This window comes from Bradyrhizobium sp. 132 (genome assembly GCF_023074185.1).
In the GTDB taxonomy this organism is placed as follows: domain Bacteria; phylum Pseudomonadota; class Alphaproteobacteria; order Rhizobiales; family Xanthobacteraceae; genus Bradyrhizobium.
The window spans coordinates 1-24255 of sequence record NZ_JADPKY010000160.1; the positions used below are offsets into that span (position 1 = coordinate 1).

Here is a 24255-nt window from a genome sequence, read left to right on the forward strand (position 1 = left end):
CGCTCGTCGGCACGAAGTTCTGGGCTCACGGAGAGCAATCCGCCCTGCCCGCACTTTCGCGCCCGACGCTGCCGCGTCCACCGCAAGCCCGGCTCTACGACCATCACGACACATGGTCGCCCCTCAAGGGTGAGCCGGGATGGGCGACTACATACGCCAAAACCGAATTTCGGTAAAGTGGAATATTTTTGCGGGGAGGGATTGACGGGGTGACGGGTGTTTTGCCCGACGGGTGACGGTTGGCAACGCTCAGAATTTTGGAGCGTCCGAGTGCCACCGGACAAGCGCATCCATGTTCAGTCGCATTTCGTTTGCATTGAACAATTATCAAGCCATACCGAGAAGCTTAGCCGAGAAACTGGTTGAGAGACGTTCGTCTCACCTTTGCTGGGTGGAGAGCCAGTTTAGGCTGTCCCGATTCTCACCCGCTGCCGGAGGCATCAAAAATGCAAAGAACCCCCGGCAGTTTCCCGCCGGGGGCCTTGGAGGTCAGGTCGTTAGACCAAACTTACCAGTTGCGCTGAGCGCGGAGCAGCACGCTGACGGTGCTCTGATCCTTCAGCTCGTAGGTGGCACCCGGCTTTGCGACGAGTGGCGCAGCGGCAGGCGTGGTGATCGTACCAGCGTACTTCTGGTCGAGCATGGTGTAGGCCACGTCCGCCGAGAAGGTCAGGTTCTTCACCGGGGTCCAGCGGGTGATGAGACCGACCGTGCCGAGGTTGAAGTCCGGGTTGCAGGTGGTGATGCCCGCAGTGGCTGCGCCCAAACCGAGGAGAGCACCGCAGACGAGAGCCGAACCGCCGTTGCCGTACTTCAGCTGAGAGTACGAACCGTAGATCGCGGTGTTCCAGAACGCATCCCAGTTGTGGGTGAAGGCGCCACGGAAGCCCCAGCTCGTAACCGTGGAGATGCCGGTTCCGTTGGCAAACACACCGTCAGCAGCGCCGGCAAGGCCAATGCTCTGATAGGCACCCGCCAGGCCGGTACCGCCGAACATTGCATAGTTCTGCGAGGCCAAGCTCTGGAAGTTGTAGCGGGTCGCACCGTCCGTGTAGACCGCCTGCACGTTGAGCGTGTCGCCGGCACCAGTCGGGATGTTCTTGATGGACAACGCCGCCTGCACAGCATATCCCCACTTGTCGCCCGGGTGACCGGCCGCTTCGGTTCCCGCAATCGCAGCCGCAGCGGGCAAGCCAGTGTAGTACCCGACGTGGTTGTCATGCGCCGCGGCGGACAACTGGAACAGACCCCAGGCCTGGTCAACGCGGATCATACCCTGGATGTCAGGAGACCGGGTGCCACCGAAGGCATTGATGCCGTAGCCGCCCGAACCAAAACCCGCGACCGAAACGCCGGCGCTGGTGTTGTACAGGTTGCTCTGATAGTAGGCAGTCGGGTCTACCGCCGAAATCGCGGCCGTGATGCCCTGACCGAAGTCAGCGGTGTAGGTGAACTGGTTCACACCAGTGACCGTGCCGCCGCCACCCGTCAGACCGTCGAAGTTGTTGCCCGGATAGTTGGTCCAGGGAGCGTCGAACTGCGCGACGGCCTTACCCATGGTGAAGCCGGCGAACTGGATGAAGGCGTAGTACACGCCGAGCGTACCGCCAGCGATCGCGCCTGCGTTGGCATTGTTGGGTGCGCCAACGCCCGTGCCGCCGAGCTGCGAGTAAACGGTCGCGCCAGGAGTGGTGCCGCTGCCCGAGTACGCATCCGTGGTCCACGAGAACACCACATCCGCGAAGGTACGAACCACGCCGTATTCGGTCGCGGTGCGCGTGTCGACGTTGAAGTCTTCACGGGCGCGAGTGACGTAGTAGTTCGTCAGACGGTTCTGAGCACCTTGGGTGCTGCTGAAGTTACCGTTGAAATCGGTCGCGTTGATGGCGACTTCGGCGCGCAGATAACCACCCAGCTTGATGCAGGTGTCAGTGCCCGGGATGTAGTAGAAACCGGCACCATAGAGCGAACAGATCCTCACGTACTCGACCGCTTTGGCCTTTACGGGAAGATCAGCCGCTTGTGCTCCCCCAACGGCGAGCAGTGCTGCCGCGGAACCGAGCAAAAGGCCCTTGAACTTCATGTTAACCTCCAGTTGAAGCCCCGTACAATTGCTCGTACAAAGCCGTTTGAGCTACCCGCAAAAACACGTCGAAATTCAACGCGTCCCTGTAACGATGGTCTACTTCAGTGAAAGACCTAAACGGGACGACCTTGGGATGCCCCCCTCCGTCGCACTCACGATAAGAAGCGAAGACCTCCGATCAATCAATGACAGACTGCCTTTGTTGAGGCCTGAATGGCGCGTTTTTGGACGGATGTTGCACAAATATCACTTTTTGCTGAACGGCTACTTTTCACCAATACCTTGATAATACTTACGAAATACCGCCGCTTGACGAGAAGTGCTCGGGGCGTGATCTCGCGCTGGTAGGAGTTCCCCACAGCCTCAATTCTCTCTCTGCGGCTGATCATCTCGGGGAATCAGCCCGACCCCAAGGCCTTGCGCCTTTCGAACGAGGGAGTTTCTTGCGAGGGAGTTTCTTGGCGGAGACCCGAGGCTTTGCCCGAGCGACGCGGAGTCACTGCTCGGGCGGCTGATCTGAGCTAGAGCGTCACTCTTCTAATCAGGACTTCAAGGAGAACCTTCACTTGCAGCGTTGGGCGAAGCAGCCATGTGTTCGGCCTTCTCGTGCGGTACTCATGACCGCTGGCCATAATGCCCTCCGCTGATCAGGTCCCGATTAAAAGCACGCATTCATAGCGGATCACGGCGAGTGCGCCCGCCGTGATCCGGCTGCCCAAATTGCGATCGCCTTGCTTGCTGATACTGCCAAGCTTGTCCTTGCCCCCACTGGAGTTCTGCTTCGGCACGAGCCCGCTCCAGGCCGAGAAGTCCCGCCCCGATCGGAAGGCCACTGGCATCGGCAACCCGCAGGGGTGTCGAACAGCTGTTGGCGTCGCCGATCCAGCTGACTGCCGGGTCCCGGAGGTTGCCCGCGCGTGTCTTGCGTATCTCGGCAGTCAGTTGCGGACACTGAAGGCTCAGATCCCGGAGTTCGCAGATCCTGGAGTTCGATAGGCGCATTATTGCTTGGCATCGATCAAAGGCGACAAGCAAGCGACTGGATGCGATCCCTGGCATCGGTTCAGCACCGGCAACGGCGCTAGTCGCGAGCGAGTTGATGACGGCAGTCTGCTAGCGAACGATGAGATGGCGCACGCGATGAAGCATCAGACAGCTCTGTTGTTCGATCGTCTTGCTCGCCACGAACCGCATGTTAGGCCTTGTGGCCGCCTCGCAAATAGCCTCCGCGTCGGTGCTGTCGTTCTTCTGCCGCTTGACGTGGGGCTTCACATGGACGGAGGCATCAGTTGGACCGTATGCCCCAGGGCCTGCAGCCGGCGCGACCAATAATGCGAGGACGCACAAGCCTCGATCCCCACTGGGCACGCGGCATCTTCTCAAAGAAGGACGGCACGAAACGGCGCTTGAGCTGAAGGCGTACGACCACATGGAATGACGGGTGCCTCGCTATCAGGGCACCCGTCCGAAGTTGATCAACCAAAGTTCATTCTACCTGGCGATTGCAGCTTGGGCCGCGGCGATCTTCGCCTTCACGGCCTCAAGATTGAAACTCGCGCCTTTCTGCATCGGCGGAAACTCGATCGCAGTCATCGCCAGCTTTTCAACCTGTTGTTGAACAAATACGAAGCGCCAGAATTCGTATTTGAACCAGTCGAAGTATTGCTGCGCACCTTCCTTGGTCCCGTTGTTCGGCCAGCCCGTGCGCTCGAACGGATCGAGGCGCAGGTTGGTTATGTAGGGTACATCCGGCTTGCTTTTGTCACCCAACCAGCCCCCAGGCTGGTCGATGAACCGAAACTTGTAGTCATCGATGCGCACCGCGCCGAGCTCGCTTTCGCCGAAGTACCAGATCTCGTGCCTTTTCGACGGCCCCTGACCGGTGATCATATCCATCTGATTATAACCATCGAGATGGCACTTGAACGTGGTTTCGCCGATCTGCTTTCCCTTCTTCAATTCTTCGACGATGTTGGGATTGCCCGCGGCAGCAACAAGCGTCGGGAACCAGTCGAGGCCGGAGATGATGCCATTCTCGACCTTGCCCACCGGCACTTTGCCGGGCCAGCGGATCATTGCTGGGACGCGGAAGCCGCCTTCCATCACCGTGCCCTTGCTCTGCGCGAATGGCGTCTGTCCGCCATCGGGCCAGGTGAACACTTCGGTGCCATTGTCGGTCGTGAAGATGACGATGGTGTTGTCGTCGACACCCATGTCCTTGAGCTTCTTCATGACAATGCCGACGTCATCGTCGAGTTGCGCCATACCGGCTTCATGGATCGTCCAGCCGTTCTTGGAGTTGCGCAACGCCTGATATTTCGGCGACAGATGGGTGACGATGTGCATGCGGGTCGGGTTGAGCCACAGGAAAAACGGTTTGTTCTCGGCCTTCGCTTTATCGATGAACGCCAGCGAGAGGTCGCGAATTTCGTCGTCCACAGTTTCCATTCGCTTCGGGTAGAGCGTTCCGGCGTCCTCGATCCTCTGCTTGCCTACCTTGCCCCAGCGCGGATCTACCGTGGCGTCGTCAACGCTGGTCGCATATGAATGAATCATATTCCGCGGACCGACGGTGTTCAGCAGATCCTGCGGATAGGCGGGATGGGCCGGATCTTCCATCGCATCCAGATGATAGAGGTAGCCAAAGAATTCGTCGAAGCCGTGCACGGTTGGCAAGAACTCGTTCTTATCGCCGAGATGGTTCTTGCCGAATTGGCCGGTCGCGTAGCCCATTCCTTTTAGCGCCTGAGCGATCGTTACGGCCTGCGCCGGCAGGCCTGTGGGAGCGCCGGCTTGGCCAACGGTCGTCATACCGGTGCGGATCGGCAGCTCGCCAGTGATGAAGTTGGCACGACCGGCCGTACAACTCGCCTCGGCGTAATAGTCGGTGAACAGCATGCCTTCGGCGGCGATCTTGTCCAGGTTCGGTGTCCGGCCGGCCATCATGCCGCGGTGGTAAGCGCCAAGATTCCAGATGCCGATGTCGTCGCCCATGATGACGACAATGTTGGGCTTTTGTCCGGCAGACGCAGCTGCGGGTGCTGTCGTCGCCTGCTGCGCTTGGGCAGGGCTCGTCAACCCGACGGCTGCGAGTGCCGAGGCCGCGACGAGAGAGCTGCCGCTCAATAGCAATTCGCGGCGTTTCAATCCTGCGCTGCCTGGCCCGGTAGCGAGCTCTGACTTTTCTGACGCCTTTTTGTCGCTCATGACGATTCCCTTCCTGGTGAGCACGTGAAGCCGAATGACGAGAGCGTCGGCTCGAGGCGGCATGACTCGGCCGGGCAGAGCGACAACAGTATGCGCAAGTACTGCAAGTACTGAAGGCTCTCCACCTGACGAATGTCGACCGTCGCAAGTACAGCTTGTGAGCCGACGCACTAACGAAAATGACCCACGACCCATCCTGGCGGAGTTTCTAGGGATCGACTATGCGGAAACGGCAACCGCTCCAATTGCGAGTCCAACCCGATCATGCGGATGGCTTAGGGGCTGTGCAGGATCGCTCCGTTGCGGAACGAGGTCGCTGAGATGGGTAGATGGCAAGCTAGGCGTTGATCTTCCTCATCAGGATTTTCTCCTGGAGATGCACCGGAATCCAACATGGCTCGCAGACGTATCGATCGGCTCGGCATGACGGGCTGCCGGGCGATAGCGTCGGCAGTAGTTCGGCGCACACAGATGTGAGCCTCCCTTGAGCACTCTCCGGGGAATGCTGATGTTCGGGGTGCGCGGGTCGTAGCTCCCGCCCTCGGCGCCTCCGCGCGGATTCTGCGGAACGCAACAAGCTTTCGGCGCATCGGCATCGTGCTTCGCCGAATACCAGTCGGCCGTCCACTCCCAGACGTTGCCGATCATGTCATAGAGGCCGTAGCCGTTCGGCGGAAACGCGGTCACCGGCGAGGTACGTTCGAAGCCATCGGCTGCGAGGTTCTCGTGCGGAAAATTCCCTTGCCAGGTGTTGGCCATGTGTTTGCCAGCAGGCGTCAGTTCGTCTCCCCACGCGAACTCCGCGTCGCTCAAGCCCCCGCGCGCGGCGAATTCCCATTCGGCTTCGGTCGGTAGTTCCTTCCCGGCCCAGTTTGCGTAGGCTTCCACGTCGCGCAAAGCGACGTGAACGACGGGGTGATCTTCCAGCCCACGGATATTGCTGTGACGTCCGTAGGGCCGTCGCCAGTTGGCGCCGAAGGCGAATGTCCACCACTCCCCCCAGTAACGCAGGTCCACCGCCTCTTTGGGCGGAGTGAACACAAGGGAGCCTGCTTTGAGCATCCGCGGCAATGCGTTTGGATAATCCTTCGCGTCGGGAGTGATCTCTGCGAAGGTGACGTAGCCGGTCGCGTTGATAAACTCGCGGAACTGGCGATTGGTTACAGGCGTCCGGTCCATCCAAAAACCGTCCACGGTAACGCGGTGGGCGGGCGCTTCCTCCGGATAGTGCTTGTTTGAGCCCATCCGAAACGTACCGCCTGGTACGTGCACCATCTCTATATGCGGTGAATCTTCAACGCGCCTGGGATCAGACTGGGGAGCGAAATTCATGTGACTTCCGTCTTGCCGATCACTTCAGTAGCAGAGTGCCCAGCCTGCGCCGCGCGCACTATGCGAATTCGGCAGAATCCCGAAATCCTCGAAGCGAAGACCAAGCCTTAGCTACGAACTCGAAAGGCCAGGATTACCAATCCCGCCCCCTGAATGAGGAGCAGCGCACCAAAGACAACCGGCACGGCCAATGCGGCTGCGATCGGAGACCCTAATAGCAGAAGACCAACCAGGCCGTTGATCGCTCCCAGGATAAGCGGCCCGATGCCGCCACCCTTGAGGCCGGCAATGATCTGCAGGGCGCCCATGACAAGTCCTTGCACGCCGAGAATGAGGATAAGCACAGTAGGCACGGTCAGGGAAGCAACCAAAGGGTGCCTTAGAACGAACAGTCCAGCCAGAACGCCGACAAGCCCGCTAAGCAGGGACCATATCCACGGAGTCGAGCGATCGACGAAGACCTGAACCAGCGCAAGGAGGCCGGTGATAAGCCAGTAGAATCCCAGGAAGGTTGTGAGCGCCAGGATTGTGGCTCCGGGCTGAGTGACAAGCATAAGGCCAAGAATGATACCGGCAAAACCCTGCAGCAGGAAAACCCACCAGATGCTCGGCTGTTGCGGAAGGATAGCGATATTGGTCATGACGAGCGGGCTCCCTCTGCTAAATGGCTGGCGGCAATCGCTGCGGCTTGAGCAGCTCAGCGATGTCGAGCGCGGCTCGACGCCAGCTCACAGTATCCAAAGTGACCGGCTTTTGGGCCGGCCACCAATGTTGGATATCGGCAGGCGTCGTTACTCGCTCTGGTGACCGGACTTCTTCATCTCTGCGAGGATACCGTCGAGGTTATAGGTCTCCGGTGCCTGCATCGGAGGGAAGTCCTTGTACGAAAAGAGCTCCTTTTCCCAGAGCAGCTGGCCGAGCGGCAGGATATTCCAGTCATAGAGATAGGCCGTGCTCGGAGAGCCGATCGAACCGGCATAGCCCAGCAACGATTTGGCATCGGAGCCGACCGTCTGCTCGAATGGGTCACGCTTGATGTTGGCGACCTGCGTCCAATGGAAGCTCTGCGCTCCGAACAGCCCGCCGGTCCCGGTGTCCGGCACCATCGTGTAGTACATCTTCCAGTTCTTGTAGCGTACCGCCGATGGCTGCGCGCCGGTGTAGTAGAAGAAGACTTCGCGCGCCGACTTGTCCGTGCCTTCGAGATAGGCGCGCTGATCGACGCCGTCCAGCGTCGTCTTGACGATGCCGGGATAGCTTCCGGCCTCGATCTGCTTCTTCAAAGCGTCGCCCTTCGGGCCGCCGGCGATGTCGACCAGCGTCGGCAACCAATCAAGTGAGGACATCATTTCGCTCTTGACCGTGCCCGGCTTGATGTGGCCCGGCCAGCGAACGACCAGCGGGGCGCGCATGCCACCTTCCCAGGTGGTCAGCTTGCCGCCCTTGAAAAGGGTGGTGCCGCCGTCGGGAAAAGTGATGTTCTCGGCGCCGTTGTCGGTGGTGAAGACGACGATGGTGTTGTCGAGCTGGCCCATGTCTTCGAGTTTCTTGAGAACATAGCCGATATTGTCGTCCATCTGCTTCATGCCGGCCTCGTTGAGGCCCCAGTCCTTGCCACCGGGCTCGCCGATCATCGCCTCGTATTTCGGTGGCAGCACGGTCGTGATGTGCATGCGCGCCGGGTTGTACCAGACGAAGAACGGCTTGTTGGTCTTCTTGGGATCGTTCCGATCAAGATAGTCGATGACCTTGGCCGAGATTTCTTCGTCCACGCTTCGGGATCGATCGAGCGTCAAGGGACCTTCGTCCTTGCAGGTCTGGTTTGCTTGCGAGCCGTCTGATGATCTGCACGCAAGCACTGGCCGCGGCGGCGTCAAGCACGTCGTTGTTCGAGGATCCACGGCACCTGGGACTTCGGTGAGACCCGGGACCGGGGTTGCTTTGCACGGAGGCGCAATGCCTTGCACGGTCGGGCTCTTGTTGATGTCCGGGAAACTCACCCCCTGCATCGCGTCGAGGTGATACAGGTAACCCCAGAACTCCTGGAAACCATGCGCAGTTGGTAGCGCCTCGGGATTGTCACCAAGGTGATTCTTGCCGAATTCGCCGGTGTTGTAGCCGAGGTCGAGCAAGAACTTGGCAACGGCGGGGGTGCCAGGCCGCAACCAGGACGGGCTGCCGGGTAGCTGCGGGGGAATCATGCCGGTGCGAAGGGGATGCATGCCGGTGAAGAACGCGTTGCGGCCGGCGGTGCAGCTCTGCTCGGCATAGTAGGTCATGAAAAGCGCACCGTCATTTCCGATGCGGTCTATGTTCGGAGTCTCTCCCACCATCAAGCCGCGATGATAGATGCTCGGCTGCATGATGCCGATGTCGTCGCCCATGATGAAAAGGATGTTGGGCTTTCCGGCTGGCGCCTGTGCGAAGGCTGGCAGGGTCATCGCAGGCAAACTGACGGCCGCCAAGGCCGCCCCTGAGACCAGCATCCGTTTTAAGCTTTTAGTGATCGTCATAGCTCCGGCTCCTACTCTCACGATGTGTGAACGGCAGACTTTTCGAAGTCTGGAGGGCGGCCGCAGAAAGCGAAATGAATTGGCCGCACTCGCAGAGCTTTCCGCTTGCTGACGTGGCTAGTCTTCCAAGCTCTCTCAGATGGGGCTATGCGAATTCGGCAGAGCGCTTGTAAATTATTCCGCTTTGTTGGAAACGCGGCGCAAAGTTGACGAAGGTGTTTCACCGAAAGCGTCACGGTAGGCCACCGCAAAGCGGCCTAGTTCGGTGAAGTGATGATTTCGCGCAATCTCTGAAACACTGGCCGATTCCGGATCGGCGCAACTCAATGCGGATCGCGCCCTATTCAACCGCCGCAACAGGTAATACCGGCTTGGACTAACGCCCAGAAATTCTGCGCAGCAAACTCGCAACGTGCGCTCCGGCACTCCGATCGTGCTGCAGAGCTCGGACAGGTTCAAATGAGGCTCGCTTCGTCGCGCCAAACACTCTTCGAAGCGAAGCATGATATCGGCGTGGCGCAGCCTGGAATTCGAGAGCCCATCGGCATGCCTGGTCGACAGGCATTTGACGAGTGCATGGAGCAACTCGCGCTCGAGCAAGGCCGCACCGGCTTTTGAAATGAATTCTCCAGCCCTTTCAGCGAGCTGACACGCTTGGGAAACCAGGCCCAACAACACAGCAGTGGCGCCGTCTCCAGGAACCAAGACGTAGCCCTGTGATGGCGCTCTAATTGTTTCACCAATCAGAGTTTTGCTGCATGCGATCAGCTGATCTGGCGGCAGAGATAGCATGTACCAGTCCCCTTCTCCGACGGTTCGCTGGTGCGCTTTCTGCCCAAGGGAATGGAAAATCAGATCGCCAAAATTCAAGCCCAAGCCGCAATAGATCAGGCTCCGCGTCCGATTCGTCGAAAACGAGATGTGCACATGGGCCGGCGGCAAGGTGAGGAAAGCGATGCGCGGAAGGTTCTCTCTCCCTCTCAACACGTTCAGGCAGCCAAGATCCAAATGGGTCAGTTGCCCCTTGAACGCTCCATTCGATGTAATAAAGAGCTCGACCTTCGCCGCTCCAATCGCCGCACCGTAGGCGTCTGGACTAGCGAAAGTCGCCATTCCGTTCTGGATCATCCAAATCGTCTCGTTCGAAGACGGCCGCCGCCGCCGGCCCAGGCGGGCCCCAGCATGGTAGATCGGCAACGATCCGCCTATGCAGCTTCGGAAGCGGAATGTACTCGGTTGCGACTATTGGTTTCCTGGCTCCCCCTCGGGGCGACTGGCGCTATGCCCCAAGTGTTGCGCCGAGACATCAGCCGCCAAGAGTTTGCTGTTTTCTGCCGATTTTGCATAGCTTACGACCGAACCGCAGATAGCATAGGAGAACAAGGTACCGGGGAGCGGGCAGATGCGGCGTGATGGTTCGATCAGGGACTTCGGGCTCGGCGCGGGTACGATCTGTGCGATGCTGATCCTCACCACCCAAGTGTCCCGCGGCGACGAAAGCGGCATTTCGTTCTGGCTACCCGGCCAGATCAGCAGTCTGCCGGCGGTCCCGCAGAGCGCGCCGGGCTGGTCGATGGGGACCGTCTATTATCACACGAGTGTTGCAGCTTCCGGTTCAGTCGCTGCGGCAAGAGAGATTCAGATCGGGAGGCTCGCGCCGAACGTCAATGTCAGCCTCAACGCGAGCCTGCATGCGCAAGCCGATCTTTTGCTATTAAACCCGACCTACACCTTCGGCACACCCGTCCTTGGTGGCCAATTGGCAATGGGAGTAACGGGCATATTCGGCCGGTCGGCTGCGACCATTGATGGAACGCTGACAACCAGCGTGGGAGGATTTGCGGCAACGCGAATGGGGAGCATCGGTGACTCGATTACGTCCGTCGGCGATCTCTACCCGATGATCACGCTGAAATGGAACTCGGGCGTTAACAATTATATGACGTACATAACCGGCGATATTCCGGTCGGCGCTTACGATCCAAGTCGCATCGCGAACATCGGGATCGGTCACGGCGCCATCGATGCTGGCGGCGGCTACACGTACTTGAACCCGGCTACGGGTGTGACGCTTTCAGGCGTTGCGGGATTCACTTACAATGTCAAGAACCCCGACACGCAGGTTCAAAGCGGAATTGATTTCCATTTCGACTGGAGCACAGCGCAATTTCTTTCGAAACAGGCTTTCGTGGGCTTGGTCGGCTACGCTTATCAGCAAGTCTCAGATGATACCGGCGGACATCCACTGCTTGGCGGCTTCAGATCTCGCGTTCTTGGTATGGGGCCCCAGTTCGGATACATTTTCCCCGTCGGCGACATGCAGGGATATCTGAACATAAAGGCATACGGAGAATTTGATGCGGCGAACCGGCCGTCTGGTTGGAATACGTGGCTGACGTTTGCAATTTCCCCAACGGCGGCAACGGATGCGAAGCCGACTCGGCATCTCGTGACGAAGTAGTGATCGGGACTTCGTGACGGCTTCGCTTCTGCACGCGTCCCTTAACTCACCATCAGGCAGTTAGGTGACTTCTGCTGTTGAGCTTTGACGAAACGTCTGCCAGCCCGTTGATCGCTTCAAGGCTCAACGCGTGATTGCCTCGCTCGTTTGTGTCTTGCGCAAGCCTCGCAAGGTGGCTTCGCTACCGACGTGCGTCAACTCCGCAGGTTTCGATCGAGAACAACTTCTTCCCAACGGATCGAATTGAACCGAGGCTTTGATGCACAGTCGGCTGAAGGCAACCGCGGGAACTCAGCGCGCATCGAAGGAAAAGATCACTTTCCAATCTTTCTTCATGTCGATCACAGTCCACCGGTTTGCAGCAGCCGCGTCCAACGCCACGTCGAGCCGTCCAAAATGTGACTGTCGATCATAGGCGTACTCGCGCGCTGCGTCAGTGTGATGAACTATAGCCCCAAGACGCAAGCCATCGCCGCCGATGGTGGTCCATTGAAGCATTTGCAGATCGCCGTCTGAGTTTCCGAATGCAGCAATGGGACGACGGCCAACAAACTCGTAGATTCCAACGGGCTTGCCCGCCTTGTCGTCGATGAAGTTCACCTCCGGCAAACGGAATAGCGTAGGAATGCCATCGCGCATTTCAAATTTGGTCTTGATAGATGACCCTACCACTTGTTCCGGAGGAACCCCGTACACTTTGTCCGTCCATGGACGCATAAACTCGACGCCGCCGCCGGACACTATATAGGTCTTGAAGCCGTTCGCCCGAAGATAGGAAATCAACTCAAGCATCGGCTGATAGACCAGTTCAGTGTAAGGCCGCCGGAATCGCGGATCGCGCGCCGTGGCGAGCCAGTCCACCACAATCTTGGAGAATTCGTCAGTCGTCATGCCGGCGTGGGTCAGCAGGATTAGATCCAGCAGGCTGCGCTCGCTGAAGCCGGTCAGAGCTTGCATATCCCCTGCAAGTACCGACTGGAAAGGCTCTGTATACTGCCATTCCGGATGCAAGGGCGCCAGAGCCCTTACCCGATCGAGCGCGAATGCCAGTTGAACATACATCGGCTGCTCAACCCAAAGCGTGCCATCGTTGTCGAAGGTCGCAACACGTGCGGCGGCCGGCACGAATTCCGAGCCGCCTAGTGTAGTGACTCGACGCACAAAATCCACGATAGCCTGTTTCGTCGGCGTGTCGTTCCATGATGGGAGGGGATCGCTTTGGGCAAACGTGGGCACCAGGCAGATCAGGTTCAGCAACAGACCCAATGTGGCGCCGGCAATCGCGCTCAAAAATTTGCGCCTCATAGCTCACACTCCAAGTGCCGACAAATTATCGGGACTCCCGACTTGGTGGAGTTTGAATGAGCCGGATGTTCACCGTCTATGCAATTTCGGCAGACCTTCTGCATAAGCACGCCTGAGCTACCAGCGACGGAGCGGCCTCTCGACAATGCACGAACAGTGGCGAACGTCGCGCAACGAGGCGGGTTAGCGTCACCTCGGATCGGGCCGGAACCTGTCGCCAAGAACTTGCGCCGGTCACGCGATGGAACGTGACGTTCGTCGGCGAGCCGGGCTTTATCTGAAACTCAAGATACGAGCTGTGAAGGACGATCTATATTTCTCGATCGGAAGTCCTCACGACGCCGTAGGGTGGCGAGCGGCGGTTCGCCAAACAAGTTGCGATAGGCAACTGAAAAGCGGCCCAGCTCCCAGAAGCCATGCGTGGTGGCGATCTGGGTGACCGTTGCACAGTCGGGTGCTGCTTGTCCCAAGGCGCGGTGAACAAGATGCATCCTCCGCAAAGTGAGGTAGCGAATCGGGCCCATACCCAGATGCTCCTCGCAGACAACTCGCAGCGTTCGTTCCGCGACCCCGATCGCGGAGCATATTTCATCCAGGTACAAAGGAGTATTTGGGTTCGCATCTATAAAGTCTTCGAAGCGCGCGACGATAGTCCCGTGTCGCAGCCCGCCATCTTTCGATGCCGAGACGTTGCAGTCAGCCACACATCGCAGCAGAGCGTAGACCAATTGGTGCTCGATTGCGCGGATTACCTCCGGAACCTCCAGAAGCTCGGGGGCGGTTTTGGCAAAGGCTCCGGCGATCGCATGCAGGTCCAGAAATCGTTTCATCAGGTCCGGGGCAGGCCTCAGGAAACGCGTGCGCTGCTGTGGATCGAACTCGAAACCCATCATCGAACTGCACGCTTCAGCAAGCTCCTTCACTGCAAGCGACACTCCGCCGAGGCGATATTTTCCCGTCGTCACCACATGCTGCATGTCATGATCGTGCGCGCACAGATCACCCAGGGAGAATAACCGGCCTCGATTGTACACCTCTGGCTGATCTTCAGTGAGGAAAGTAAATACCTTGCGAGTTGCCGTGACCCTGCCTCTGTGTATACGCGGCAAAGTTTCCTCGAATCGCTGCATCCACAGTCGATCCAATGTCACTTGCGTTAGCTGGGATCTGAATTCGCCCTTCGCCGTCGGGAATATCTCTATGTCGGCCGAACGGATGCTCGCTGCGTACTGAGCCGGGTCAACGAAATTGAGGACTTTAGTCCGATTCACTTTGAGCTCCACCAAATACGCCGGTACACGCTCAGCGAGCAACACTATCTGTTTCTAATTCAGCATGTCAGGAAAATCTATGCAGTATCGGCAAAAATCATTTTCCGTCGATATGCTGAAATCGCATAGGCGGCCCGAAGCAAAGATGACAACTTCTCAAAGCGCGCACAAAAAATTTTCCGGAACCGCCCGGTCTGAATTGATTTGAGATCATATCAAATGCGACCGGCGAAGAGGCCAGATGCGCGAAGAGCGATTGACCGCGGCCGAGTGCGAGGAAATCGAGGCGGCGATGCGCGACGATGCTGCATTTCTGCCACCGGGATCAATTGCACGAGAGAAACTGTTGCAGCTGGCGGAAGCGTACCGGGTTCTCGCCGGTCTCAAAAGAATAGTACGTCGTCAAGTGAATTGATAGTTTCCCATGTACCTACCGCATCGCACCATTAGAACGGTTGCCGCAGCGCAGGACTTCTCCTGCTGTTGCGCGTCAGGGAATGCGAATGGCGACCTGGTCGTTCGTCTGTGGACTCTTCTCCCGAAGCAACAGCGGCGATGGGCTTGGTCATAGGCACTCGAGCTGGTTCGATGACCTGAGTTTTTCCGGAATTGCATAGCCGGCCTGAGCGCTGAATTTTATGCTGACCAGCCAGCGACTCCCACGAACCCACCTGGAGAACACTTGTGCAAACGTCAATCTTGCATCGCCCGGGTCGCGAGAGCCGATCGTTTCATCTCCCGACAGGCTTTCCACGGTTAGAGGAATGCTCATGATCACTGCTCGCTTGCTCCCCATCATTCTCGTCCTTGTACATGCGCTGCCGTCAGTTGCTATCGCCAAAGAGGCGCACGACCGCACCGTGTCAGTTCGCGATACTCGGCCCGCTCCGCGCCTGAGAACGAGCACCGTCGCTCGACAGGATTTGTTTGATCGCCGTAACCCAAATAACGCTCGTGCAGACTGGCCCAGTCCGCCTGCTCAACCCGGACAGTTCTGAGGGTAGCAGATCTCATCTGGCTGACGCCGGCACGCCAAGGGGTGATGCCAAGTTCTGGTCCAGTCTTCTTTGATTGGCCGCTAGGGCCGAGGCCCATCGGCCGAAAGTGCATAGCAAACGGCCCTTGTTTGTTGTGATCTCGAGCGCAGAACCCGATCGCTTCATCATTTCTCAGAGAGTTCCAGATGCGCAAAATAGTTCTTTTCGCGACAACGATCCTTTTAGCTACGAGCTCGCATTCTCGGGCCCAAACAGACCTCACCGCCTACGCCGATGCCAACGGATACATCGACGTCCAAACATTGACCTGCGCCGCGCTCGCGGGCACCTGGCAGGGAGACGCCGATCGGCTCACGACTTGGTATAGCGGCTGGTACAACGGCCTCGCCAAGAAGCATTACCTCAATATAGCGAGATCGAAAGAGCTCGAGCATGAGGTGATCGTCTACTGCAAAGCAAATCCTCAAATACGCATCATTGAGGCCATTGACGTCATGCTCAAGCAAGAGAGGCTCTCGGCCGGTTTCAAATGATATTGCTCTTGACCGCAACTTTTTAGATCGAGCTGGAGCACGCGGTTTTTGCGAAACGGCCTTCGTCCCGGATTCGGCATCAGGATTGGTCGGCAGAGAAAATAGATCTCGATCGCCGGAATTGCATAGTCAAACCTATAATGCTCTTCCATGGTTGCCCGGAGAGCGCGACGCCTTCCGCAAATTCTGGAAGCAATAACGTCGACGAAAGAGGGGGCGATATGACGAGCAAGACGAAGGCTGCCGCGCTTGCGGGATTTTTGGGCGTTTCAATCGCGTTCGCAGGCATCGCCGGCGCGTTTGGGCAGGCTGCTCCGACGTCATCCTCGATAAAAACGATTGGCACCCCTGCCGCGGCTGTCAAACCGGAAATCGTCCCGTCTTTGTTCGTGATGAACTCCCGCGGAGCGACACTGCAGGGAGATAACCTCGTTCTGACTGGCGTCACGCCGAGCTCGATCATCTTCGCAGATCGCCCAATACGAGCTGCCGGTCACCAGGCCACTGCCGACGTGATCGCAGAATGGGGCTCAGGAGAGGACAGCTTCGCCAAGAACCCACCCAATGCGACAGTGTCCGTTTTAGCGAAGGACGGCTCAGTGAAGGATGCGGTGGTGGTGCTGAAGAACCCGAAGCTCGAGGGTGACAAGCTGACTTTCACCGTGCAGACCCTGGAAGGTGATCTCGCCGGCGCCGATGGAGCGGCAGCGGTCTTCATCGATATTATCGGGCGGCCCCTGACGCCGCTATCGTTTGCCGGAGTTGCTCGCCGTTCCGCATTCCGCGGCGCAATGTACGCGGGCGCCGTAGGGGCCGCCGCATATGGAGCGGCCGCTTATGCCGCGCCCTACTATCGTCCCTATCCGCCACCTCCGGCATGCGGCTACTATCCCTACCCGCCTTGCTACTGAAGACCGCAGCTCCGCAACAGACAATTCGTTGCCTTCGACGCTCGGCGCCCTTTGCCGGATGCGCTTGATCGCGGCATCCGAGTGGCCCCCCGAATGCTCCTTCAAAATTCCGTCCGAAAACTTGGCGGCAAACTTGGCGGCTTCGACTCATAAGGACCAGCTCATGTGGCGTTTGGCACGTATCGCTCTCCTCGCCACCACGACCGGCGCTGTTAGCGCATCGGCATCTGCTGCCGACCTCCCGGGCCGAGTGGAGTCCCTCGCGCCGGTCGCCTATGCGCCTGCATTTTCATGGACCGGCTTCTACGTTGGTGGCGAGCTGGGGTGGATACAAACAAACCCCCAATACACGACCGGCGCGCTACTGCTCGGTGCTCCGTTCCTGCTCACATCCGGATCGCGTAAGGATGGCCTGACATATGGAATGCTCACTGGCTATAATTACCAGGTGGGTCAGTTGGTGTTGGGCGTCGAAGGTGATTTTCAGGGATGGACGGTCGGCGCTATACGCTACACCGCAATCACCGGCGATTTCCTTACGGCGCATAGCAAATGGGGCGGCTCGATACGCGGGCGGCTCGGCTACGCTGCCGATCGCGCCCTGCTCTATGTGACGGGTGGAGCGGCGTTCGCATCCATCGAGACCTCGATTCCCTTTACCGGTATTTCAGTCGGCGGCGACGGCACGCGCGTGGGCTGGACGATCGGGGCCGGGCTGGACTACGCCGTCACAAACAACTGGTTCACAGGGCTCGAATATCGCTACTCACAGTATCAATCCAGATCCTTGGTGTATCCGATACCGGTTCTTAATCTTGGCATCATCGGGTTCAAGCAAGAGCTGAGCAACAACCAGGTCACGGCTCGCCTGGGCTATAAGTTCTGAATCGTTTTCGACCCTGGCTAAGCCCACATCGAGTAATTGCAGCAACGCGGGATTTCGTCATGCTCAAACATCTAGGCACGCTGTTGCTCGTGGGGCTCGCCACGCTGTTCGTATCACCTGCGGTTGCCCAACAGCCGCCTCCCGGAGTTAGCGTCGGTACCCTGACGTGCAAAATGGCGCCTTCCATCGGCTTGCTCTTTGGATCCCGCCAGCGGATGGCATGCCGCTTCGCACCCAACGGCCCCTATCCGCCAGAAGCATATCTTGGCGTGATGGGCACTATTGGTATCGATATCGGGATCACGGCAGGCGGGGCGATGGCATGGGGCGTCTTTGCACCAACGGCAGGTCCACGACGCGGATCGCTATCCGGCACCTATGTGGGTGCGAGTGGCGCCGTCGGCGTTGGCGTCGGCGTCGGCGCCAATCTGCTGTTCGGTGGAACGGGTCGTTCAATCGCCTTGCAGCCGCTCTCCCTCGAGGGCTCGGTCGGAATCAATTTGTCGCTTGGAGTTTCAAGCCTCACGCTTTCCTTGGCGCAATGAATTACAGCCAAAGAGCATCCCTCAGCGTTCATCACGAGCCTGCAGCCAGTTCAACGACCGCGCGGTTCGGAGCCAGTCATCAGAGGACGTATCGATGAGAATGACAGTCAGATCAATTATCATCCTTGGGGCTTTCCCGTGGCTCGCCATTTCGTCGATTGGCACGGCTTCCGCGCAGGCAGACGTCGGAAAGGCGCTTTTGGAAAAGCTGACCGCCAGGGTGGCAAAGCTTGAGAGCGCCTGCGCAAGCGATATCAAGAAATACTGCAAAACGGTGACGCCTGGTGAAGGGCGCATGATTTATTGCATGCAAGCCCATGAAGACAAGATTAGCCCCAAATGCGCGTTCGAACTCGGGGAAGCCACGACAAGCGTGCAAACGACGGCAGACGTTCTGAAAGACACTGTGATTGCATGCAAGGCCGAGATAAGCGGACCGTGCGGAAAAATATTGCCCGGCCAAGGTCGAATGGCTGCTTGTCTGCTGTCGAATAAATCGACAGCGTCTGCGGGTTGCGTCGAAGCCATTCAGAAGATCGAGTCCATGGCCGCTCAATAGCACGGCAAGCGCGTAGCATCTGTCAGGGATGGCTGTCTCTCCTCCCGTGTACTACGCGGCATGGTCGATCGGGCCTGAAAGGCGACACTGCCTCGCGGAGAAGCGGCCATGAACAAGGGACGGGAGCCACTCTTGTTCTCCTGAATACAAGATCCTTCGCTGACGCCAACACATCAATTCAATTCGCCCGGAATCAACTTTTTGAAGTTCACCGGGGCTCGATAACTGTCTTCGCGGCGAGTCTTGCACGCTTGCAGCACCGGACGATTTTGACGCGGGCGTGCAAAGTTATCGCAGGTGATGAATTTTCGGGATTGGAGTTAGAATACCTGGTCCGTCTAAGCCCGACACTTATGTCACGATTGCAACAACAGCATGAACTGATTGGCAAGATGGCCGTCTGCGACATCGCTCGTCCGGCAATTCGACGTTTCCGATCATCGGTCTGAGTGGGTAGAATTCTCGGCCGGGCAAATTGATGGGCTGCGACTGAGATCGTTGGGGGGAATTCCCACCCCTCAGTTCCGCCGCAAGCCTTGAGGATGAATTCCGAGCGAGGAGACTGGCAACAGCATCACATCGGGCAACGCGAATAGCTCAAAGTTAAGTCCGGCATTCCCGGGAAAATTCTTACGATAGTGTTGTCGTCGACGACTTTCGCGCTGAATTGAACATTCGATGCCATGATGTCATTCGCACATCTGGCGATGATATGAAGAACATTTCCATCTTCTTTCCGCCTGCTGACGGTACAGGTCTGCATTTGACCCCGAATCTTGTCTCCCTCCAGGATGAACCCACCGCCGTACTGGTCCGAATCCCGCCGAAAGGAAATCGCACCGTCCTTCTTCATGAAAACTTGGCCGCAAGACGAGGGAGAAGTGGCCCACGAACCGGTGATTTCGAGCGCGTTCGCCGGAATGGCGAGGGCAGACCAAGCAACAGCAAGCGTCGCAACGAGGAGGCATGCTCTGCGCTTCATATGATTCTCCACGTTGCTAAGTGTCCCCCAAATCCGGCGGCGGATCACCATTCAGGAGAGACTACGGGAGATCGCTGGTTTCCGGCTATGCAGTTTCGGCAGGAAGAGAGGGTTCAGTCGACCGGGCAATTATCGCGGCGGTTTCCGCGCGCTGGCCGTAGAGACCTTGAATTCGGGCCATCGAGAGTATGGAAGGCGAAGCGGGACGGCCGATTTCGCATAGTCGTCACGATGCGCAGTTCCTAAGATCGAGGCTGTTTGCGTAAGCCAAGCTGGGGCGGCATGCTCGCCAGGTGGCATCAGAGCGTTGTCGGAGTTCGGACGTTGGACAAGCTACGGAGGCGCTGGGGGATGTCGTTCGGGAGAGGGCAATGGTGGCTTGCCGTTTTTGGCGTCGGTGCACTCGGCTATCTGCTGGTGGCGTACGTCTTGGTCCCTTCCTTCTGGAAGCACCACGAACACGAACCCGGGCTGGCCGATTTACCCGAGGTAACTCGCACAGCAGACGGCATTCCCGGCGATGCACTGAATGTCGGGTTGGTCGGCGACGCCCAAGATATTGCCCGCGCGATGCATGCCGCGGAATGGTTTCCCGCAGACCCTATCACTCTGCGCACAAGCATTGAGATCGTGGGTAGCGTCATTCTCGACCGGCCATACCGCGACGCGCCGGTCAGCCCACTGTTCTACGACGGAAAACGAGAGCAGCTCGCTTTCGAGAAACCGGTGGGAAGCAGCGCGGACCGTCGTCATCACGTTCGACTGTGGAAAGTTCTCGAGAAAGGGACCAGCGGGCGACCGGTCTGGCTTGGCGCGATCACCTTTGATCGGGGAGTTGGAGTGAGCCGCGACACCGGTCAAATCACCCATCACATCGGGCGGGATATTGACGCTGAGCGAGACCTTCTGATGCACGACTTGCGAGCCGCCGACATGGTTGAGGCGTTTTTTAAGGTTTCCGGAGTTGGACCGACACTATTTGCGCGGAATGGCGAGGGAGATCCTTATTACACCGACGGGGAAATCGACGTGGCGCGCCTTGTCGTCGACGGTCACAAGAGCACGCAACCACCAGGAGCCTTGCCAGCGCCGGCCTTGATAGCCCTAAAGGACGCGGTCTGGCATGCTGTGAGTGCCGGCGTCGCCAAATAAAAGCGGACGCCCCGTCCTGTGCTCGATGTCGATGCTCTCGGGCCTTGCAGATAAAGAAGAGCCTCAAGACCGTCATGCGCAAATACAAAGTTCACCGCTCCGTCGCGAATTGCTTGCGGAATCTCGGCAGGACCAGCGCCTCGAGCTCTGGCTCCTGGCACCCGCTGACCAAGCCTGGATGGTGAAGAAAGCTTCGTCGTTTCACATAAATCCTGGGTTCCGAGGCAGGTACTGGGCCCAACTGCCGAAATCGCGTGAGGACATCAGCAACATCGGAAACTTGATCCGCATGCCGTGCTCGAACGCCGTCGTCAGGGCAGCTTCGCTCGCACCCGGTAGAAATGCCGATACTTGCGGTGCGCCACTCTCGACGGCCAGGCGTAGCGCCGTCCTGAAGGCGGTGGCTGCGGCGCCGGACTGCAGGACCGCGACCGGTCCGATATGGCCGCCGGCATCGACGTAAACGTAGCCGGCCCAATCATCTCCGTCGTACAGGCTGAAGCCTCGCATCCGGCTGTCGTTGATAAGATAGCGATGGTGCTTCTGGCGAGATACTCCAAGCACCCGCTCGTCCGCCTGCACGAGGCGGGCCAGGGTCGAGGCGTCTTGGTCGAGCGGAGCGCATCTGAACTGCGGCCCATTCATACGATCGATCAAACGCTCTCGGGGCACGCTGACGCTGTAGATCGGAAACCGTGGAAACAGTCCGTGACGGATGTAGAGCCCCTGCGACACGGCATTGAAGGCAAAAGTGATCAGAACCCTGTTGGAAGCGCCGGACTTCTTGGCGTGATCTAGCGTCCGTTCGATCAGCTCGTTGCCGATACTCCCACCCTGGCGGTCAGGCGATACGAAAAGCTGCGCCAGAAACCAGATATCGCCGCAGACCCAGCTCCAAGCAAAGCCGAGGATCCGGCCCTCGTCTTCCGCGACCCAGAGACCGTCGGGATCGTCCCTCAGGGAGAACAACTGAAAATTCGGCGGACTCGCTGCGGCCATGGACCCAAATCCATGGCGGCCCGTGAGATCGTTGATGCTGGCGACGACAAGCGCATCGGCGAGCTCCAGGTCCTCCGCGCGGGCGGGTCGGCAAACCATTGTCATCGAACGACTCCACGATCACGGGGACTCCCGAAAGGTCCGAATACCTAATGCCGCCGGATCAGTCTCCACAGCGTTAGGGACGCAGAAAGCCTCACCCGAGGGCTTTCCGCCACGCAAGACCGGACCGCCGGAGGCCAGTGGGCGGACGCCGCCTCAAGCGACCTCGCCGGCAGTCAAGGCACAGACGCATCCGGCCCCTGGAGTCGGAGCGCTCAGCTCAGAACCATTCGCCCGGGGTGTATTTGTCGACGATCAGAACAGAGAGGGACAGCAGCAGGCCCAGGCCACTAAACAGCGCCACCGAAAGCGCGGTATCGATGTCGGCGATCGATTTCGCGGACACGCGGGGCAGCAGCCATGCAATCGCAGCGTTCATGTCACTCTCCGGTGAAGACGGCCAAGACCCGACGCCCACCATAACAGCAGGCGTTCGTTTCAGGATGACTTCGTGGGATTAACGAAACGGCTTCTCGATGCATCGAAAACGCCTGTCGATCCGTTCCCCGACCACCGCTGCGAAAAGATGGTTGCGCGGTGTCGGCAAGCTTGTCAGCGCTCGATCGTACCGGTTCGCAGTATCTTCTTTTGCAGGAGCATAACTCCGTACAGCAGCGCCTCGGCGGTAGGCGGACAGCCCGGGACATAGATGTCGACCGGGACGATCCGATCGCAACCGCGCACCACCGAATACGAGTAGTGGTAATAGCCGCCGCCATTGGCGCACGATCCCATCGAGATCACATAGCGCGGCTCCGGCATCTGATCGTACACCTTGCGCAATGCTGGCGCCATTTTGTTGCACAATGTGCCGGCAACAATCATCACGTCGGACTGGCGCGGCGAGGCACGCGGGGCAAAGCCGAAGCGTTCGGCGTCGTAGCGTGGCATCGCCATCTGCATCATTTCGATCGCGCAGCAGGCGAGACCGAAGGTCATCCACATCAGCGAGCCGCTACGTGCCCAGGTAATCAGATTGTCTGCGGACGTGACCAGAAACCCCCGGTCCGACAGTTCGTGGTTCACTTCACGAAAGAAATGATCGTCCGCGCCTTGCGTGCCGGCATAGCGATGGACGGTCCCGACCGGCGCGGTCGTCGTGGCTGAATGCCCGCTTTGCATTATGAGTTGAATCTTGCCCATGCAAATCTCCTGCTGGCCCAGCACTGGCGGCGCACCGCCTGGTTCAATGAGCAAATCGGTCGAAGCCGAGAAGCAGGGCCAACACTGCAGCTCCCGCCAAGCCTGCGATAAAGATCGCGCGGCGCAGGGGAGTGCGGAGAATGATCTCGCCGCCCCTGGCCTTCTCGGCCGGATAGGGCGCCGTCTGGCGTTCGTTCCTTTCTGTCATCGCTGGATCGGCTCGGTTTCCATGCATCCGATTGGTTTTCGAGAAATGCACGCCGCTCTCGCGCTCTGTGGGGCCAAATCAAAGCAAGGCGAAACGTTCCAGGCCGGCCGGCTCAAATGTCGCCGGCCGGCAACCTGTTCCTCTTGATGCCGCGCGAGACTGCGCGGGTGCTTAGATGAACGCCCCTGGATAATGGGACGTGCATGCCATAACCCAAGTGATCGCCTCGCGATCATATTCATCGCCTGATCGCCAGCTTTCAAAAAATGTGTTTAGGCGCTCGACGCGCTCGGGCCAGACATGCGTCGCTTGCAGACCCAGGGAAACGCCGAAATTGGTGAAGGCGAACTTTGTGTCGCGCAGCGACGGCGCCCGACTGAAATAGCCCGGAGGATCAATCCACATCGTGTCGAGCGACCGCAGTGCGCGTTGCGCTTGCGCGATGGCCCATGACTCTTCAGGAAAGAAGTGAGCGAGCCACAGCATCATACCGAGCGCCAGGTCCTGGTCGATTTCGAGCCCGCGATAGGTCTGCTCGATCATGACGCTCATTTCCGCGATCTCGGACCTGAGTACATCGCTGTCGAGCAGCCGGTAACTGATATAGCCGTCATATGCATCCATGGCGCCCAGACCATAGCCGGGATAGGGACCGCTCAAATCTTCTTTCATTTTCCAGACCACACCGCGGTCGGGGATGACGAATGCCCGATGGATGTCGCGCGCCAACGCAATGCCGCGTTCACGGTATTCAGGCTTCACATCGCCCAGCCGTGCCAGCGCAAAAAGCCACATCGCGAGGTAGTGAAAGTACTGTCCGTCGCGGTCGGCGGCCTCGCCGATGCGCAGCCCGCGCGAACGGCCGAGTACGCGCTCCACATCGCTCACCAGCCGTTCGGCTTCGTCCAGCCAGCGGCGCTCGCCCAGTTCGCGGTAAAGCGAGACATACAGCACTACCCCAAAGGCATCAGTCCAGAGATAACGCAGGCCGTTCGGCCAGATCCGCTCGGCCCGCATCCAATCGAGCTTTTCCAGCACATAGCCGATGTCCCGCAGCATCGG

At 58.7% G+C, this 24255-nt stretch carries 22 protein-coding genes and 1 pseudogene; 8 read left to right on the forward strand and 15 right to left on the reverse strand.

What is annotated here, in order from left to right; all coding sequences use genetic code 11:
- Window positions 1–508: 508 nt before the first annotated feature.
- The 7 genes and pseudogenes from IVA74_RS35775 to IVA74_RS35805 all read right to left on the reverse strand — a co-directional run bounded on the left by IVA74_RS35775 (window position 509) and on the right by IVA74_RS35805 (window position 10266).
- Window positions 509–2083 (reverse strand): porin, encoded by a 1575-nt coding sequence (locus tag IVA74_RS35775; RefSeq protein ID WP_247352201.1) that lies wholly within the window; start codon window positions 2081–2083, stop codon window positions 509–511.
- Window positions 2084–2802: 719 nt separating this feature from the next.
- Window positions 2803–2913 (reverse strand): annotated as a pseudogene (locus IVA74_RS35780) (transposase); the annotation flags it as partial.
- Between the two features lie 664 nt (window positions 2914–3577).
- Window positions 3578–5293 carry an arylsulfatase gene (locus IVA74_RS35785; RefSeq protein ID WP_247352203.1) on the reverse strand — a complete coding sequence of 572 codons (1716 nt, stop codon included), beginning with the start codon at window positions 5291–5293 and terminating at the stop codon, window positions 3578–3580.
- Between the two features lie 357 nt (window positions 5294–5650).
- Window positions 5651–6625, reverse strand: coding sequence for a formylglycine-generating enzyme family protein (locus IVA74_RS35790; protein WP_247352205.1), 975 nt, complete (start codon window positions 6623–6625; stop codon window positions 5651–5653).
- A 107-nt stretch (window positions 6626–6732) separates the two neighbouring features.
- Entirely contained in the window at window positions 6733–7266 is a 534-nt protein-coding gene (locus IVA74_RS35795) for a DUF308 domain-containing protein (protein ID WP_247352207.1), read from the reverse strand.
- 150 nt (window positions 7267–7416) lie between these two features.
- Window positions 7417–9111, reverse strand: a complete 1695-nt coding sequence (locus IVA74_RS35800) for an arylsulfatase (protein ID WP_247352251.1) — start codon at window positions 9109–9111, stop codon at window positions 7417–7419.
- Between the two features lie 201 nt (window positions 9112–9312).
- Window positions 9313–10266 carry a helix-turn-helix domain-containing protein gene (locus IVA74_RS35805; RefSeq protein ID WP_247352210.1) on the reverse strand — a complete coding sequence of 318 codons (954 nt, stop codon included), beginning with the start codon at window positions 10264–10266 and terminating at the stop codon, window positions 9313–9315.
- A 331-nt stretch (window positions 10267–10597) separates the two neighbouring features.
- Between IVA74_RS35805 and IVA74_RS35810 the strand changes: the two genes are divergently transcribed.
- Window positions 10598–11599 (forward strand): transporter, encoded by a 1002-nt coding sequence (locus IVA74_RS35810; RefSeq protein WP_247352212.1) that lies wholly within the window; start codon window positions 10598–10600, stop codon window positions 11597–11599.
- A gap of 291 nt (window positions 11600–11890) precedes the next feature.
- Here IVA74_RS35810 and IVA74_RS35815 read toward each other — a convergent pair whose 3' ends face one another.
- Together IVA74_RS35815 and IVA74_RS41320 are read right to left on the reverse strand one after the other, a co-directional pair.
- Entirely contained in the window at window positions 11891–12904 is a 1014-nt protein-coding gene (locus tag IVA74_RS35815; protein ID WP_247352214.1) for an HAD family hydrolase, read from the reverse strand.
- Window positions 12905–13188: 284 nt separating this feature from the next.
- Complete coding sequence (locus IVA74_RS41320; RefSeq protein WP_247352215.1) at window positions 13189–14175, reverse strand: AraC family transcriptional regulator; 987 nt, start codon at window positions 14173–14175, stop codon at window positions 13189–13191.
- A 241-nt stretch (window positions 14176–14416) separates the two neighbouring features.
- Here IVA74_RS41320 and IVA74_RS35825 point away from each other — a divergent pair, with 241 nt between their 5' ends.
- From IVA74_RS35825 to IVA74_RS35850, 6 genes are all read left to right on the forward strand, one after another.
- Complete coding sequence (locus tag IVA74_RS35825) at window positions 14417–14590, forward strand: hypothetical protein (protein WP_247352216.1); 174 nt, start codon at window positions 14417–14419, stop codon at window positions 14588–14590.
- Between the two features lie 768 nt (window positions 14591–15358).
- Window positions 15359–15706 (forward strand): HdeA/HdeB family chaperone, encoded by a 348-nt coding sequence (locus tag IVA74_RS35830; RefSeq protein ID WP_247352218.1) that lies wholly within the window; start codon window positions 15359–15361, stop codon window positions 15704–15706.
- Between the two features lie 140 nt (window positions 15707–15846).
- Window positions 15847–16617 (forward strand): hypothetical protein, encoded by a 771-nt coding sequence (locus tag IVA74_RS35835; protein ID WP_247352219.1) that lies wholly within the window; start codon window positions 15847–15849, stop codon window positions 16615–16617.
- Between the two features lie 163 nt (window positions 16618–16780).
- On the forward strand, window positions 16781–17503 hold the full coding sequence (locus IVA74_RS35840) for an outer membrane protein (protein WP_247352220.1): 723 nt from the start codon (window positions 16781–16783) through the stop codon (window positions 17501–17503).
- Window positions 17504–17562: 59 nt separating this feature from the next.
- Window positions 17563–18048, forward strand: a complete 486-nt coding sequence (locus tag IVA74_RS35845) for a DUF992 domain-containing protein (protein WP_247352221.1) — start codon at window positions 17563–17565, stop codon at window positions 18046–18048.
- A 94-nt stretch (window positions 18049–18142) separates the two neighbouring features.
- Window positions 18143–18607, forward strand: a complete 465-nt coding sequence (locus IVA74_RS35850) for a cysteine rich repeat-containing protein (protein ID WP_247352222.1) — start codon at window positions 18143–18145, stop codon at window positions 18605–18607.
- A 574-nt stretch (window positions 18608–19181) separates the two neighbouring features.
- Here the strand turns inward: IVA74_RS35850 and IVA74_RS35855 are convergent.
- On the reverse strand, window positions 19182–19589 hold the full coding sequence (locus tag IVA74_RS35855; protein ID WP_247352223.1) for a hypothetical protein: 408 nt from the start codon (window positions 19587–19589) through the stop codon (window positions 19182–19184).
- 324 nt (window positions 19590–19913) lie between these two features.
- Here IVA74_RS35855 and IVA74_RS35860 point away from each other — a divergent pair, with 324 nt between their 5' ends.
- Entirely contained in the window at window positions 19914–20741 is an 828-nt protein-coding gene (locus IVA74_RS35860) for an LssY C-terminal domain-containing protein (protein ID WP_346730999.1), read from the forward strand.
- Between the two features lie 201 nt (window positions 20742–20942).
- Here IVA74_RS35860 and IVA74_RS35865 read toward each other — a convergent pair whose 3' ends face one another.
- From IVA74_RS35865 to IVA74_RS35885, 5 genes are all read right to left on the reverse strand, one after another.
- On the reverse strand, window positions 20943–21845 hold the full coding sequence (locus IVA74_RS35865) for a GNAT family N-acetyltransferase (RefSeq protein WP_247352225.1): 903 nt from the start codon (window positions 21843–21845) through the stop codon (window positions 20943–20945).
- Window positions 21846–22062: 217 nt separating this feature from the next.
- Entirely contained in the window at window positions 22063–22221 is a 159-nt protein-coding gene (locus IVA74_RS35870; RefSeq protein WP_247352226.1) for a hypothetical protein, read from the reverse strand.
- Between the two features lie 173 nt (window positions 22222–22394).
- Window positions 22395–22985, reverse strand: coding sequence for an NADH-quinone oxidoreductase subunit B family protein (locus IVA74_RS35875; protein WP_345946890.1), 591 nt, complete (start codon window positions 22983–22985; stop codon window positions 22395–22397).
- A 43-nt stretch (window positions 22986–23028) separates the two neighbouring features.
- Window positions 23029–23244, reverse strand: a complete 216-nt coding sequence (locus tag IVA74_RS35880; RefSeq protein WP_247352227.1) for a hypothetical protein — start codon at window positions 23242–23244, stop codon at window positions 23029–23031.
- 120 nt (window positions 23245–23364) lie between these two features.
- Window positions 23365–24252 carry a hypothetical protein gene (locus tag IVA74_RS35885; RefSeq protein WP_247352228.1) on the reverse strand — a complete coding sequence of 296 codons (888 nt, stop codon included), beginning with the start codon at window positions 24250–24252 and terminating at the stop codon, window positions 23365–23367.
- Between the last annotated feature and the right edge of the window lie 3 nt (window positions 24253–24255).

What these genes read in the sequence shown, in the direction of transcription:
- IVA74_RS35795 (WP_247352207.1), bottom strand. Translation starts at nt 7,266, where the DNA reads ATGACCAATATCGCTATCCTTCCGCAACAGCCGAGCATCTGGTGGGTT.
- IVA74_RS35885 (WP_247352228.1), bottom strand. Translation starts at nt 24,252, where the DNA reads ATGCTGCGGGACATCGGCTATGTGCTGGAAAAGCTCGATTGGATGCGG.
- IVA74_RS35810 (WP_247352212.1), top strand. Translation starts at nt 10,598, where the DNA reads ATGCTGATCCTCACCACCCAAGTGTCCCGCGGCGACGAAAGCGGCATT.
- IVA74_RS35785 (WP_247352203.1), bottom strand. Translation starts at nt 5,293, where the DNA reads ATGAGCGACAAAAAGGCGTCAGAAAAGTCAGAGCTCGCTACCGGGCCA.
- IVA74_RS35825 (WP_247352216.1), top strand. Translation starts at nt 14,417, where the DNA reads ATGCGCGAAGAGCGATTGACCGCGGCCGAGTGCGAGGAAATCGAGGCG.
- IVA74_RS35845 (WP_247352221.1), top strand. Translation starts at nt 17,563, where the DNA reads ATGCTCAAACATCTAGGCACGCTGTTGCTCGTGGGGCTCGCCACGCTG.
- IVA74_RS35830 (WP_247352218.1), top strand. Translation starts at nt 15,359, where the DNA reads ATGCGCAAAATAGTTCTTTTCGCGACAACGATCCTTTTAGCTACGAGC.
- IVA74_RS35835 (WP_247352219.1), top strand. Translation starts at nt 15,847, where the DNA reads ATGCTCTTCCATGGTTGCCCGGAGAGCGCGACGCCTTCCGCAAATTCT.
- IVA74_RS35805 (WP_247352210.1), bottom strand. Translation starts at nt 10,266, where the DNA reads ATGATCCAGAACGGAATGGCGACTTTCGCTAGTCCAGACGCCTACGGT.
- IVA74_RS35865 (WP_247352225.1), bottom strand. Translation starts at nt 21,845, where the DNA reads ATGACAATGGTTTGCCGACCCGCCCGCGCGGAGGACCTGGAGCTCGCC.
- IVA74_RS35850 (WP_247352222.1), top strand. Translation starts at nt 18,143, where the DNA reads ATGAGAATGACAGTCAGATCAATTATCATCCTTGGGGCTTTCCCGTGG.
- IVA74_RS35775 (WP_247352201.1), bottom strand. Translation starts at nt 2,083, where the DNA reads ATGAAGTTCAAGGGCCTTTTGCTCGGTTCCGCGGCAGCACTGCTCGCC.
- IVA74_RS35855 (WP_247352223.1), bottom strand. Translation starts at nt 19,589, where the DNA reads ATGAAGCGCAGAGCATGCCTCCTCGTTGCGACGCTTGCTGTTGCTTGG.
- IVA74_RS35870 (WP_247352226.1), bottom strand. Translation starts at nt 22,221, where the DNA reads ATGAACGCTGCGATTGCATGGCTGCTGCCCCGCGTGTCCGCGAAATCG.
- IVA74_RS35790 (WP_247352205.1), bottom strand. Translation starts at nt 6,625, where the DNA reads ATGAATTTCGCTCCCCAGTCTGATCCCAGGCGCGTTGAAGATTCACCG.
- IVA74_RS35840 (WP_247352220.1), top strand. Translation starts at nt 16,781, where the DNA reads ATGTGGCGTTTGGCACGTATCGCTCTCCTCGCCACCACGACCGGCGCT.
- IVA74_RS35875 (WP_345946890.1), bottom strand. Translation starts at nt 22,985, where the DNA reads ATGGGCAAGATTCAACTCATAATGCAAAGCGGGCATTCAGCCACGACG.
- IVA74_RS35800 (WP_247352251.1), bottom strand. Translation starts at nt 9,111, where the DNA reads ATGCTGGTCTCAGGGGCGGCCTTGGCGGCCGTCAGTTTGCCTGCGATG.
- IVA74_RS35815 (WP_247352214.1), bottom strand. Translation starts at nt 12,904, where the DNA reads ATGAGGCGCAAATTTTTGAGCGCGATTGCCGGCGCCACATTGGGTCTG.